Source organism: Paraburkholderia sp. NMBU_R16 (genome assembly GCF_013282575.1).
In the GTDB taxonomy this organism is placed as follows: domain Bacteria; phylum Pseudomonadota; class Gammaproteobacteria; order Burkholderiales; family Burkholderiaceae; genus Trinickia.
In genome coordinates this window covers 78,693-92,854 of the sequence record NZ_JAAAYE010000006.1, presented here as the reverse complement: position 1 = coordinate 92,854, position 14,162 = coordinate 78,693, and the positions used below count along the sequence as shown (strand labels likewise).

Below are 14,162 nucleotides of genomic sequence, written 5' to 3'. Positions count from 1 at the left end.
CGATCAGAGCGGCGCCGCCGTTGCCGATTCGAGAAAATCCTGCGCGAAACGCTGCAGCACGCCGCCTGCTTCGTAGATGGAGACTTCCTCGGCCGTATCGAGCCGGCACGTCACCGGAACGGCTACGCGCTCGCCGTTCCTGCGATGGATGACGAGCGTCACATCGCTGCGCGGCGTGCGCTCGCCGATCACATCGAAGGTTTCCGTGCCGTCGATGGCGAGCGTGTTGCGATTGACACCGGGCTTGAATTCGAGCGGCAGCACGCCCATGCCAACGAGGTTGGTACGGTGAATGCGCTCGAATCCCTCCGCAACGATCGCCTCGACACCGGCCAGACGCACGCCCTTCGCGGCCCAGTCGCGCGACGATCCTTGTCCGTAATCGGCGCCCGCGATGACGATCAGCGGTTGTTTGCGCGCCATGTAGGTTTCGATGGCCTCCCACATGCGCGTCACCTTGCCCTCGGGCTCGATGCGAGCGAGCGAGCCCGCTTTGACCTTCCCGCCTTCGACGACCATCTCGTTGCGCAGCGTCGGATTGGCGAATGTGGCGCGTTGTGCCGTCAGGTGATCGCCGCGGTGAGTCGCGTACGAATTGAAGTCCTCTTCGGGCAGGCCCATTTTGGCCAGATACTGGCCTGCCGCGCTCGTCGGCAGAATTGCATTGGACGGCGAGAGGTGGTCCGTCGTGATGTTGTCGCCCAATACGGCGAGGGGCCGCATGCCCGCGAGTGTGCGCTCGCCGGCCAGCGCGCCTTCCCAATATGGCGGGCGCCGGATGTAGGTACTGTCGGGGCGCCAGTCGTAAAGCGGATCGGTCGCGTCGTTCGATTCCACCGAGAGTGCGAACATCGGTTCGTACACCTGACGAAAATGCTCGGGCTTCACGCTCGATGAAACCAGTGCATCGATTTCCTCGTCGCTCGGCCACAGATCTCGCAACGTCACGCGCCGGCCGTCGGGTGTGACGCCCAGCGCGTCGTTTTCGATATCGAAGCGAATCGTGCCGGCAATGGCATAGGCCACGACGAGCGGAGGCGAAGCAAGGAACGCCTGTTTCGCATACGGATGAATGCGGCCGTCGAAGTTGCGGTTGCCCGAAAGCACGGCCGTGGCAAAGAGGTCGCGTTCGACGATCTCGTGTTGGATCGCCGGATCGAGCGCCCCCGACATGCCGTTGCACGACGTGCATGCGTAGGCCACGACGCCGAAGCCGAGGCGTTCGAGCTCGGGTAGCAGGCCTGCCGCTTCGAGGTAGAGCGTCACGGCCTTCGATCCTGGCGCGAGCGACGTCTTCACCCACGGTTTGCGCAGCAGTCCGAGCCGGTTCGCATTCCGTGCAACGAGCCCCGCCGCGATCATGTTGCGTGGATTGTTGGTGTTCGTGCAGCTCGTGATGGCCGCGATGATGACGGCGCCGTCCGGCATCGCGCCGGGCGCGTCGTCCACCTTGCCGGCGATGCCACGTGCGGCGAGCTCGGCGGTCGGCACACGGTTGTGCGGATTCGACGGTCCGGCGATATTGCGGGTGACGCTCGAGAGGTCGAATCTGAGCGTGCGCTCGTAGACCGCGCTTCCCAGGCTGTCGGCCCACAGGCCCGTCGTTTTCGCGTAGGTTTCGACGAGTGCCACGAGCGCTTCGTCGCGGCCCGTCAGCTTGAGGTAGCGGATCGTTTGATCGTCGATATGGAACATCGCGGCCGTTGCGCCGTACTCGGGCGCCATATTCGAAATCGTCGCGCGATCCCCGAGCGTGAGGCGCGATGCGCCCTCGCCGTAGAACTCCAGGTAAGCCGACACGACCTTCTGCTGGCGCAGGAACTCGGTCAACGCCAGCACGATATCGGTCGCTGTGATGCCGGGTTGCCGCGCGCCCGTCAGCTCGACGCCGACGATATCGGGCAGACGCATCCACGAAGCGCGCCCCAGCATGACGCTTTCGGCCTCGAGCCCGCCCACACCGACGGCGATGACGCCGAGCGCATCGACCATCGGCGTGTGCGAATCCGTGCCGACGAGCGTGTCGGGAAACGCCACGCCGTCGCGCACCTGCACCACGGGGCTCATACGCTCGAGATTGATTTGATGCAGGATGCCGTTGCCCGGCGGAATCACATCGACGTTGCGAAAGGCTCGTTTCGTCCAGTCGATGAAATGGAACCGGTCTTCGTTGCGGCGGTCCTCGATGGCGCGGTTCTTCGCGAATGCATCGGGGTCGTAGCCACCGCATTCGACGGCGAGCGAATGATCTACGACGAGTTGCGTCGGCACCACCGGATTGATCATGGCCGGGTCGCCGCCGCGGGCCGCGATGGCATCGCGCAGGCCCGCGAGATCGACGAGCGCGGTTTGACCGAGGATATCGTGGCAGACGACTCGTGCCGGAAACCAGGGGAAATCGATCTCGCGCTTGCGTTCGATCAGCTGCGTAAGCGCGGCTTCGAGCAGCGCGGGCTCACACCGGCGCACGAGATTCTCGGCGAGTACGCGCGACGTGTAGGGCAGCGTGTCGTAGGCGCCGGGCACGAGCGCGTCGACGGCGGCGCGCGCGTCGAAGTAGTCGAGACCGGTGCCGGGTAACGGTTTGCGATAGGCGGTATTCATCGGCGTTGTTCGATCGGCACGAATTTGAGGTTTTCCGGACCGGTGTAATTGGCGCTGGGCCGGATGATCTTGTTGTCGATCCGTTGCTCGATCACATGCGCGCTCCAGCCGGAGGTACGGGAAATCACGAAGACCGGCGTGAACATCGCCGTGGGGACGCCCATCATGTGATACGAGACGGCGCTGAACCAATCGAGATTCGGGAACATCTTTTTCGCGTCCCACATCACTTGTTCGAGCCGCTCCGCGATATCGAAGAGTTTCGTGTCGCCGGCTTCCTGCGAGAGCTGTTTCGCCACCTCTTTGATGACTTTGTTGCGCGGATCGGAGAGGGTATAGACCGGATGTCCGAAGCCGATCACGACTTCCTTGGCCTCCACGCGGCGGCGGATATCGGCTTCGGCTTCGTCGGGCGTGCTGTAGCGCGATTGGATCTCGAACGCCGCCTCGTTTGCGCCACCGTGTTTCGGCCCCCGCAGCGCGCCGATCGCGCCGGTAATGGCCGAGTACATATCCGACCCCGTGCCGGCAATCACGCGGCCCGCAAATGTGGACGCGTTGAATTCGTGCTCGGCGTAGAGAATCAGCGAAGTGTGCATCGCCCGCACCCACGACGGGCTCGGGGGCTTGCCGTGCAGCAGATGCAGGAAGTGACCGCCGATCGAATCGTCGTCCGTTTCGACTTCGATGCGTCGGCCGTTGTGCGAGTAGTGATACCAGTAGAGCAGCATCGAGCCGAGCGAAGCCATCAGGCGATCGGCAATATCGCGCGCGCCGGCTACGCTGTGGTCGTCCTTTTCCGGCAGCACGGTGCCGAGCACCGATACGCCCGTACGCATCACGTCCATCGGATGCGCGCCGGCCGGCACGCATTCGAGCGCGGCCTTCACGCTTGACGGCAGACCGCGCAGCGCCTTGAGCTTGCGCTTGTAGGCCGCGAGCTCCGAGCGCGTCGGCAATTGTTCGTGTACGAGCAGATGGGCGATTTCCTCGAACTCGCAAGCCGTGGCGACATCGAGAATGTCATAGCCGCGGTAGTGCAGGTCGTTGCCGGTGCGGCCCACCGTGCAAAGCGCGGTACTGCCCGCGCTGACCCCAGACAGGGCGACCGATTTCTTCGGCTTGAATGCACCTGCCGCGAGCGCGTCCTTGCCTGCTTCACTCATGATTTTGTCTCCGAATGCTCCGATGGCTTGCTGGCGGCGAACAGCGCGTCGAGCTTCTCCTCGTACGCGTGATAGCCGAGATAGTGATAAAGATCCGCGCGTGTTTGCATCGTCGGGACGGCCGCTTTTTGCGTGCCGTCGCGCATGACCGTTTCATAGAAGTTGAGGGCGGCCGCGTTCATCGCCCGATAGGCTCCGCAGCAGTAGAGCGCGATGTCGACGTTGGCCGCCCTCAACTCATCCGTCGTGAAAAGCGGCGTGGAACCGAACTCGGTCAGGTTGGCGAGAATCGGTACCTTGACCGCTTCCTTGAAACGCCGGTAGTCGTCGAGCGTTTTCATTGCTTCGGGGAAGATCATATCGGCGCCGGCTTCGACATAGGCCACGGCGCGTTCGATCGCTGCGTCGAGCCCTTCGGACGCGGCCGCATCGGTGCGAGCCATGATGACGAACGCGTCGTCCGTGCGCGCATCGACCGCCGCCTTGACGCGATCGACCATCTCCGCGGCCGGCACGCATTCCTTGCCGGGGCGATGGCCGCAGCGCTTTTGCCCAACCTGGTCTTCGATGTGCACGGCCGCCACGCCGGCTTTGATGAACGAGCGCACGGTGCGCGCGATGTTGAATGCGCCGCCCCAGCCCGTGTCGATATCGACGAGAAGCGGCAGCGAGCATGCGTCGGTGATGCGGCGTGCATCGATGAGCACGTCGTCCATGGTGCTGATGCCGAGATCGGGCATGCCGAGCGAGTTGGCCGCGACGCCACCGCCCGAAAGATAAACGGCTTTGAAGCCGACGGCTTCGGCCATCTTCGCCGCGTAGGCCGTGATCGCGCCGACGACCTGCAGCGGGCCCTCGGCCGCAACGGCAACGCGAAATCGCGCGCCTGCGCTCGTCGATTGCTGTGAGGTTATGTTCAATTGAATCGCTCCGTATGATCCGTTGCCTGCAACGCAAGGTGCGGGCCAGGATGCGTTGTCTTGCGTAAGTTGCTGATTATGCGAGAAAGTCGTCTCTAGTCTGTGCGCGTAGCGTTTCATATTTGAAATCATCGATTTCAAATATGACGATGGCGGATATAATACGCCGTACTCTCCTTCCGTTGACTTCGAGCGGGATCCGCATTGAGCCATTTTCCACCCGATCTTTCGCCACGGCCCGTCATCTGGGCGTTCGGTATCAGCCGACTGCGCGAACTTTTCTTCGAGATCGTCGGCGAATATGAGGCGCGTGCCGAGGTCCGTGTCATCGCTAGTGCCTATGACGACGCGGTGCGCGAGGTGCGCGAGGCCGGTTCGCGCCGTCCGGATGTCGTCGTGGCCGGCGGCTCCAACGCCGCCTATTTGAAGACGCGCGTTCCCGTGTCGGTGGTGCAAATCGGTCCGACGGGACTCGACATCATGCATTCGCTGTCGCGCGCGCGGTGGCAATCGGCCTCGGTTGCGCTCGTGAGTCCAGGCGAGACGCCGCCCGAGATTCGCAACTTCGTCACGGCGTTCGGACTCGACATCGTCTTTTCGTCGTACCGGTCGGCGCAAGATGCCCAGGCGTGCGTGCTCGAGTTGCGCGAGCAAGGCGTCGAGGTGGTCGTGGGTCCGGGTCTCGTGACTGACCTGGCCGCCGCGGCGGGAATGGGGGCGGTTTTTCTCTACTCGCACGCTTCGGTGCGCGCGGCCTTCGATACGGCGCTCGAAGTGGCGCAGGCCACGCGCGGCGAAGCCCGGCGCCGCCAACATATCGATAACCTGCTGCAACACCTTCGCGATGGCGTGGTGGCTCTCGATGCCCAGGGGCGAGTCGAAGCGATCAACCGGCCGTTGGCGGCGGCGCTGGGCGTCGATCCCGCGCTCGCGGTGGGCCAGCCGCTGGCGACGCTGGCGCCAGATGTCGTCGCTGCGCTGCCGGACGCACATGGCGATGCATTGTTGACCCTGCGCGGCGTCAGCTACGTCGTGCACCGCGGGCCACTTGCCGATGCCGGCGAAGCGCAGGGCGCCGTGCTCACATTTCAGGAATCGCGGGCCGTGGAGCGGCTCGATCGGACGCTGCGTTCGGCGCAACTCGGGCATCGATTCGCTGCGCGCTATCGACTCGAGGATCTGGTGGGGCGCAGCGAGCCGATGGAGCGTGTGCGCACCCTGATGCGCCGCTACGCGAAATCGGATGCCACGGTGCTCGTGCTCGGCGAAAGCGGCACGGGTAAAGAGATGGTGGCGCAGGGCATGCATCGCCTCAGTGCGCGCCGCAAGTTTCCGTTCGTCGCCATCAATTGCGGGGCATTCCCGGAAGCGCTGCTCGAGAGCGAACTCTTCGGTTACGAGGAGGGCGCATTCACGGGCGCCCGTAAGGGCGGCAAGGCGGGCTTGATCGAAGCCGCGCATCGCGGCACGCTTTTTCTCGATGAGATTGGGGAAATGCCGTTGCCGTTGCAAAGCCGACTGCTTCGTGTGTTGCAAGAGCGCGAGGTCGTGCGCCTCGGTGCGACGGAGCCAACGCGAATCGATATCCGCATCGTCGCGGCCACTCATCGATCGTTGGCCGAGGCGATCGAAACGGGCGCATTTCGCGCGGATCTCTATTACCGCCTCAATATTCTCAGCATCGCGCTGCCGCCATTGCGCGAGCGAACGGAAGACATCGTGCCGCTCGCCGCGCAGCTACTACTGCAGGCGGCGCAGCGCGAGCCCCGGCTCGCGAATCGCGTTCGGGGCATGGAAGCGGCCGAGCGCTTGATTGCCGACATCGGGGAATCGCTGCGCCGCTACGGCTGGCCAGGAAACGTCCGCGAGCTGCAAAACGTGGTCGAACGGATTGCTGTGGAGCTGGCTGACGCGGACGGCTCGGACGCCGTGCTCGAGCCGCTCGCGAGCGAGGCGATGCGGGCCATCGTGCCCGAATTGTTCGTGAGAGAGAGCCGGGGCGAAGTCGAAGCCCGGACGCTGCGGGAGCGCAGCCGCCATATCGAAGCGGACGAGATTCGAGCCGCGCTCGCGGCGTGCGGCGGCGATCGCGAAGCCGCCTGCGCAATGCTCGGCATCAGCAAGACGACGCTCTGGCGCAAGCTCGGCGCGGTCCGGCGCGGGGAGGGTTCGGCCGGCTGATCCGGGCCGGTGACGCGCTGCCGATCAGGCGGTCAGCGATGAATGTCGTCCCGGTTGACGAATCGGACTATTTAAACCGCGGATTTGCAAAAAAGTCCGTCCGACCCGCAATTGAAAATCGGTAATTCGTGCTATTCGAATTGCGTGCGCAAACGTTGTCGTGCACTCGCTTCAGCGCCCGCACGGCAGGCTGGAGGCACTCCCATGGCATGCGACGCAAAGCAAACGGGCGATTTTTGCAAACAATGGTTTCGCAAACGTTTTCCCCCGAATGCAACGCATTTTTCAATTCCGGAATCCGCGAAAAACGGCAACAAAGGTTTTACTTTTAAGATGAATGTCGGCTAGAATCTGCCCGATTCTGGTGCTGACTGGTTGACCCTCCTTGCGACGGGAGCCGTTGCTTGCTCGCGGGAAACACATTCCTCCGGATTTCCAATTGGATGCGCAAGCGCTTCCGGCGCTCCGCGGGGAGCCTTGTTGTCTGTGAAAATGGAATTGGGTAGGGCTGCAGGCTGATGCGCTCGGACCAGCGCGTGTCAGGGCCCGCTTCGCAAAAAATTGCTACGGGGCAAGCGTTGAAGACACGGCGGAGAAAGGGTGCGGGAGGCCGCGCACCGAAGCGTAGCTCGGCAATGGGTGGCTTGCGCGGGCTGACGGCGACTTTCATTCTGGCGTCCGGTTTGGCGGCGAGCGCGGTTTCGGCGAGCGCCGGCGCGGCCGGGCCCAATGTCAGCGCGCACTCGCCTTATCCGTCCGTCAACGTTGCCTTTTTCAATGGCGCGCATTTGCCCGTCGATGCCTTGCAGGCGTTCGATGCGGTCGTCGTCGATCCTTCGTCCGGCTTCTCGCCGTCAGCGCATCCGCTAGAGCACACCGTCTGGGTCGCGCGCGTCACCGCGACGGCCGCCGGCGAGCCGGCCGAATTCGCGGCACGCGAAATCGCGCCACTCTGGGCGCGCGGCTATCGAGGCTTCCTGCTCGAGAGCAAGGCCGCGATCGCTGCGTTCGATGCAATACGGTCGGCCCATCCCGAGGCCCGCCTGCTGATCGGCGGCCCTGACGGCCTGGCAGCCGCGACGCCGCATGGGAGTATGGTTTATGCGGTCGTCGGCGGCCCCCTCGTACGCGGTTGGGACGACGACAACGTGCGCTCGACGGATATTTCGGAATCCGAACGAAGCCGCCGCGTAGCCGAGGCGCAGGCGTTCATGCGTGCGAGCGGCGTGCCTGTCGTCTCGCTCGAATTCTGCCCGCGCACGGACCGCGAGTGCAGCCGTGCCACGGCCGCGCAGGTCGCGGCCACGGGCGTCACACCGTATGTCACGGATCAGGCGCGCGATGTCGTCGGGATCGGCGCCATCGAAGTCGTGCCGCGCAAAGTACTCGTCATTCAGGACACCGCGCCTGATGCACCGCTCGATCTTTCGCCCGGTGTGCGGGATCTGGCCACGCCGCTCAATTACCTGGGTTACGACGTCGAATACGCGAACGTCAACGACGCCCGTCTGCCGGAAAACGTGACGCCCGACCGCTATGCGGGCGTCGTTGCCTGGTTCGAGGGCGCCGGTGTGCGCGATGCCGATGCCTGGCGCCGCTGGCTCGATGCGCGGATCGCGAGTCATGTGCCCGTTGCGGTGCTCGGCCAATTCGGCTTCGACGCGGCCGGCGACGACGGCGCCAAACTCGACCTGAGCCCCGTCGCGGGCCCGTTCGCCGGACATGTCGACGTGGTTGCACGCGATCCGATGATCGGCTTCGAAATCGACCCGGGGCTCGAGGCGCGCGATGTTGCCGGCATCAAGGCCGGTACGCACAGCCGTTCGCTGTTGCGCGCCCGGGCAGGCAGCGAGATCGTCGATCAGGCAGCAATCACCCCATGGGGCGGCTTCGCGTTGAGCCCCTACACCGTGGTGCCGCTCAATGGCATCGACCAGGAGCGCTGGGCGATTCAGCCGATAGCGTTTTTGACGGCGGCGCTGCGCCTGCGGTCCATCCCTTCGCCGAGCGTCACCACCGAGAACGGCCGGCGATTGTTCATGGTGCACGTGGACGGGGACGGCTTTGCTTCGCGCGCCGAGTTTCCCGGCGCGGAGTACTCGGGCGATGCGCTTTATGACAGGGTCTTCACACGCTATCGCGTCCCGATGACGCTCTCGGTCATCGAGGGCGAGGTCGGCCCGGCCGGGCGCTATCCCTCGATATCGCCGCGGCTCGAGGCCATCGCGCGCAAGATGTTCGCGCTGCCCTATGTCGAGATCGGCTCCCACACCTTTTCGCACCCGTTCGACTGGACGCTCGTCGATGCGAAAACGGGTACGCGCGTCGACCGCGGCGGCGGCGACACGGCGTTCTCGCTCGATATTCCCCACTATAAGTTCAACATCGATCGCGAGATTCGCGGCTCGATCGACTATATCGACACACGGCTCGCGCCGCCGGGAAAGAAGACGGCGGTGCTGCAGTGGCCCGGCAATTGCCAGCCCCCCGCGATCGTCGTACAGAAGGTGGCCGCGGCCGGCGTTGCGAATATCAACGGCGGGGACACTGTCATCACGAAGCGCGCCAACAGCTGGACGAATATCGCGCCGATCGGCGTCGACAAGGGTCCCGGAGCGTATCAGATCTATGCGCCGAACCAGGACGAGAATGTCTATACGAACGATTGGCTCGGGCCGTTCTATGGCTTTACGCGCGTGCTCGAAACCTACGATATGACCGAGCGTCCGCTGCGGTTCAAGCCGATCGATGTCTACTTCCACATGTATAGCGGCACGAAAATCGCGTCCTTGCGTGCGCTCGACGAGATCTTCTCGGCTGTCCTCAAGCAGCCCGTCCTGCCTGTGCATATCACGGACTACACCGATAAAGTGCTCGACTGGCGTACGTTTGCCGTGGCGCGCAGCATCGTGCCGGGCAGCGACCAGTGGGTCGTGCGCGGCAACGGCGCCGTTCGCGAGGTGCATTGGCCCGGCAACAGCCGGCCCGATATCGGCCGCTCGCCCGGCGTCACGGGCTTCGCTCCGGGGCCGGACGGCACGTACGTCCATATCGACGACGGCGCCGCGGTGATCACGTTCGACGGCGCGGCACGCGAGGCGACTCCCTATATCGAGCAGGCCAACGGTTTCGTTCGGCACTTCGTTCGAACTGCTCACGGTATGGCTTTCGAGTTCGGGGGCTACTACCAGCCGTTCGTGAAGCTCGCCGATGCCCGGGCATGCCGTGTGCGTGTCGGCGGCAAGCCCGTCGCTGCGAGCGGCAACGCGGGCGAACTCCGTTTCGATGTACCCGCTGTCGAGGGATCGCACGTGACTTATCGACCTGTCGAGATCGACTGCGAGCGAGGTGGCCTCAAGTGAGCACCACGAACGCTCATCCGCCGCGCATCGCTCCGGCCTGGCTGATCGCGCTGCTGAGCGGCGCTGTCCTCGGCGCACTCTACCTGGTTACACCGCGAGGCGATATTCGGCAGCGCGTCGAAGCAACCGGTTCGCCGAGTTCGCTCAGCGTCGCTTATCTCGAGGCGTGGTCGCGCGTACAGCCCGATAACGAGACGTTCATGACGGTGCTCGCCTCGCAATATGCGCACCTGGGCCGTGTCGACGATGCCGAGCGCATGGCCGAGCGCCTCGACACGCTGCGCTCCGACGATGCGCACCGCACCGCGGCATTCGTGCGCGTGGCGATCGCCGAGCAGCGCTATTTTGCGCTGAGCAGTGCCGATGCACGCCGTCCGACCGCACTGGCGGAGTGGCGGGCCCGCATTGCCGCGGCGGCCAAGGTCGCTCGTGCACAGAAGGACTTGTCCTGGCTGGCGACGCGCGCCGCCGCATCCGGCGATCCGCGGCTTGCGGCGCAGCTCTATGCACAGTTGTCGAACGCCGACTCCAAGGGCCGGCCGCAATGGGATACCTATGTCGCGCGGTATGCGCTCGAAGGCGGCGAATACCGCCTCGCCGCCGCCGCATGGTTCCGCAAGCAGGATGCCGCACGCGATCGCGACGATGCGCGACGCTGCTTCCTGTCGGGGATCGGCGCGTTGCGGGCCGGGAATCTGATGGATGACGCCGTGGCGGCGGCCGAGGCGCATCTCGGCTCGCTTGCCGACGATCCGGCTACCCTCGTCGAGCTCGTCAATCTCGCGCGGGCCGCGAACCGCCCCGATGCGGTCGATCGCTTCGCGAAAATGCTCGCGAAGTATGCGAAGGCGGATGGCGCGCCGACGCGCGGCGTCCCGCAGCAGCGTGCCTACGCGTATATGGACGGGCCGCTGCCGGCACGTGGCGCGCAATGGTCCACACGTGCAGTGGCTGTCGTGCGCGGCAAGCAAATGGATGGCTATGGCGTGATTCGTATCGCAGCGACCGCCCCCGCTCCGGCGGCTGACAACGCGCATGCGAACAAGGCCAAGCCCAGCCCCGCCGACGTCGCGTATGGTGCATTCGTCGAAGCGGGCGATATGGCCAGCGCCGAGCAGCTCGCGAAAGCGCAGGTCGAACGCAACCCGGGTTCGGCGTTGTGGACGCAGCGTCTTGCGCAATCCGCGCAATGGAATCGCGATCCCTCGGTCGCGCTGCATGCATGGCTCGCGTACGCACGCATCAGCAACGACCCCGCCGCGTGGGGCAACGTCCTGCGCATGGCACCCATGCTCAATGACGACGAGGCGTATCTTGCGGCCGCCGAACGCGATGCACGGGCCGCGCCCGGCGATCTGAAGAAGGTCGACGCGGTGACCTCGACGCTCGAACGGCTCGGGCGTCCGGATCAAGCCATTGCCTTTTTGCGTTCGCTGCCGCGGGGCAAGAACGCGGACGCGCTCGATATGAGGATCGGGCAGTTGGCCGAGCGCGCCGGTCATGACGAGCTCGCGCTCGATGCTTATCGTTCCGCACAGGCTCATCGGCCTCGCGATGTCGATGCTGCGCTGCGAACGGCGAGCGTGCTTTATCGCAAGGGAGACTACCGTGGCGCGTTCTCGGCGTTGCGTGCCGCGAGCCCGGCCGCAACCGACAATGATGCGGCCTACTGGCGCAATTACGGCGAGCTCGCGCGCCTCGTCAAGCGCGACGACGAGGCGAATCTGGCCTACCGCCACCTGTTGGCCGGCAAAGCCGCAACGCCCGACGATCTCGGCGACATGACGCATTTCTACGAACCATACCCGATCGACGCGGCGCGTGTCGCCGAGCTGCGTTTCAGGCGCGACCACAGCATGCTCGCGTTGCAGGACGCGATCTACTACTACACCGAAGCCGGCGCGACCGATCGCATCGAGAAACTGTTCGCGAGCCTCGACGCGAGCGAGCGGCAAGCGGTGCTGGCCTCGCCCGCCGTACTGAGCGCGCGCGCGGAGTATTACCGTCTGACCGGACGGCCCGGCGAGGCAATCTCCGATCTTCGTGCCGCGCTGAGCTTGCCCGGTGCCAACAGCGATACGCGTTCCGCTTATCTGTGGATGCTCGTCGACTACGGTTCCGACGCGGAAGTCGCCGAGGCATTGCGGCGTATGCAGGGCAGCGAAGACACGAGCGCGGCGATCTGGGGACCGTTGGCCGCTGCGGCGATGCGGTTGCACAAGCCCGTTGTCGCGCTCGGTTATCTGCGGCGCCAGTCCGCCTCGCTCTCGCGCGATCCGCTGTGGTTGCTGACGTATGCCGATGCGCAGGAAATGGCCGGGCGCAGTGACCTGGCATGGTCCATCCGGCATAAAGTCTGGCTGCAACTGGCGCGCGATCGAAACGTAACGGGCGGTCCGAACGGCGCGCGTCAGTCGACGCGCGCGACGCGCGGCGCGCAGCCGGCCGAGGTCGTCGACGAGCTTCGCGGGCGACGCGTTGCCCTGTCGACCACGTTCGCGACCGGCGATGCATCGCTGGCCATGCTCGACGATCTGCTCTCTGGCGACAAGCGTAACAACGTGCCCGAAGCGTCGCGTTCGCTTTTGGGGACGGTCGACGGTTTGCCGGGCCCGGGTACGCTCGATCGGCGCGAACTCGCCCACAACACGCGCTTGCGTCATGCCGTCGCGAAGGACGTGGCGATTGCCTGGGCGTTGTCGCACGAGGCCAATCCGCTAGCCAAGCGCTGGCTGGCCCAGCAGTATGCGGCACGCTTGTCGCAGCCCGCCGATTCGCAACTCGCGATTGCGCTGGCCGACAACGACGAAGCGCAGATGAAGCGCTTGCTCGATGAAGCGCGCTCGCGTTTGCCGCTCTATGAGCGGATCGACGCGGCATCGGCGATCGATCGTCCGGGCGAGGCGCAGCAACTCGCGTTTGCCGGTCTCGAAGGCGCACCCGCCGACGACGAACTACACACGCGCCTCGTCGACACGATGCTGGCGTGGCCGCAATCGATCGATGCCTCGGTCACGAACCACGTGGAGCATCCGCTCGACTATGTGGAACAGACGCTCGCGGCGAGCCGCAAGCTTTCCGACCGATACATGGTTGGCGTGGAGGGTGTGCAGCGCTTCATGCGATCGACCGATCAGAGTCAACTCGTGAACGTTCCGAGCACCGAGCGCTCGATCGCGTTCAGCCTGCGCAGACAGACGCTCGATACCATGTTCGCGGTCACGGGTGGCCGGCGCGAGGCGCTCAACAGTTTCTATACGCTGCAGCTTGCCGCGCAGGCCGGCCGCAACGGCCCGCTCGAGGTCGGCTTGCGGCTCGGACGCAACCAGACTGTCGACGAGAATCAGCTGCTGTTCGTGGGCGGCATGAAAGACAATGCGATCGGCGATTTCACGTGGCGCCTGACGCAGCGCATTTCGATGACGGGTAGCGTGGAAGCGAGCCGTTTTTACAGCCAGAGCCGCAACTATCTGGGCAGCGGGTTACTGACCTCGGGCGAGCTCAGCTACCGCATTCGCACGAACTACCCCGATTACACGGTGCGTCTCGTCGGCGCGCACGGCGACTATCACGCGGGCGGCAGCGCCGACGATCTCGTGACTAGGCTCGTGCCGATCGCGAATCGGCCCGTCACGGCAAGCGATCTGATGCCGCAGACGTATACGCAGTACGGGCTCTTCTTCGGTTTCGGAGACGACTTGCGTACGCGGTACACGCGCGCATGGCGACCGTTCCTCGATGTCGGCATCATGCACGATTCGAATCAGGGATGGGGGCCGGGCGGCAGTATCGGGCTCGCGGGGTCGGTCTTCGGCGGGGATCACGCCGCGCTCTTCTTCGAGCATCAGCGCGTGTCCCGGCAGGGCACGCCGGTGACGCAAATCGGCGCGCGTTACAGCTGGTTTTACTGATCGTTTCATCGATCCGGC

Annotated in this window: 6 protein-coding genes; 3 read left to right on the top strand and 3 right to left on the bottom strand. The window is 64.9% G+C overall.

Features of this window, described 5'->3' with window-relative positions:
* Nucleotides 1-3 precede the first annotated feature (3 nt).
* From acnD to prpB, 3 genes are read right to left on the bottom strand one after another with little or no spacing between them, the layout of a single operon-like run.
* The gene (acnD, locus tag GWC77_RS04605) at nucleotides 4-2,604 is read right to left on the bottom strand and encodes a Fe/S-dependent 2-methylisocitrate dehydratase AcnD (RefSeq protein ID WP_173255673.1); all 2,601 of its coding nucleotides are present in this window, start codon (nucleotides 2,602-2,604) and stop codon (nucleotides 4-6) included.
* On the bottom strand, nucleotides 2,601-3,770 hold the full coding sequence (gene prpC / locus GWC77_RS04600) for a 2-methylcitrate synthase (protein ID WP_173255672.1): 1,170 nt from the start codon (nucleotides 3,768-3,770) through the stop codon (nucleotides 2,601-2,603). Before prpC ends, acnD begins: the two co-directional genes overlap by 4 nt.
* Nucleotides 3,767-4,684 carry a methylisocitrate lyase gene (gene prpB / locus GWC77_RS04595; RefSeq protein WP_173255743.1) on the bottom strand — a complete coding sequence of 306 codons (918 nt, stop codon included), beginning with the start codon at nucleotides 4,682-4,684 and terminating at the stop codon, nucleotides 3,767-3,769. The genes prpC and prpB overlap by 4 nt, the downstream gene beginning before the upstream one ends.
* A gap of 210 nt (nucleotides 4,685-4,894) precedes the next feature.
* On the opposite strand from prpB, the gene prpR reads away from it, so the two are divergent.
* The 3 genes from prpR (at nucleotide 4,895) to GWC77_RS04580 (ending at nucleotide 14,144) form a co-directional block, all read left to right on the top strand.
* A complete protein-coding gene (gene prpR / locus GWC77_RS04590) occupies nucleotides 4,895-6,871 on the top strand; it encodes a propionate catabolism operon regulatory protein PrpR (RefSeq protein WP_173255671.1) in 1,977 nt (658 codons plus the stop codon).
* 635 nt (nucleotides 6,872-7,506) lie between these two features.
* Nucleotides 7,507-10,233 carry a sugar ABC transporter gene (locus GWC77_RS04585; RefSeq protein WP_254366806.1) on the top strand — a complete coding sequence of 909 codons (2,727 nt, stop codon included), beginning with the start codon at nucleotides 7,507-7,509 and terminating at the stop codon, nucleotides 10,231-10,233.
* Complete coding sequence (locus GWC77_RS04580; RefSeq protein WP_367948996.1) at nucleotides 10,230-14,144, top strand: tetratricopeptide repeat protein; 3,915 nt, start codon at nucleotides 10,230-10,232, stop codon at nucleotides 14,142-14,144. The genes GWC77_RS04585 and GWC77_RS04580 overlap by 4 nt, the downstream gene beginning before the upstream one ends.
* Nucleotides 14,145-14,162: the final 18 nt, after the last annotated feature.

What these genes read in the sequence shown, in the direction of transcription:
- acnD (WP_173255673.1), bottom strand. Translation starts at nt 2,604, where the DNA reads ATGAATACCGCCTATCGCAAACCGTTACCCGGCACCGGTCTCGACTAC.
- GWC77_RS04585 (WP_254366806.1), top strand. Translation starts at nt 7,507, where the DNA reads ATGGGTGGCTTGCGCGGGCTGACGGCGACTTTCATTCTGGCGTCCGGT.
- prpC (WP_173255672.1), bottom strand. Translation starts at nt 3,770, where the DNA reads ATGAGTGAAGCAGGCAAGGACGCGCTCGCGGCAGGTGCATTCAAGCCG.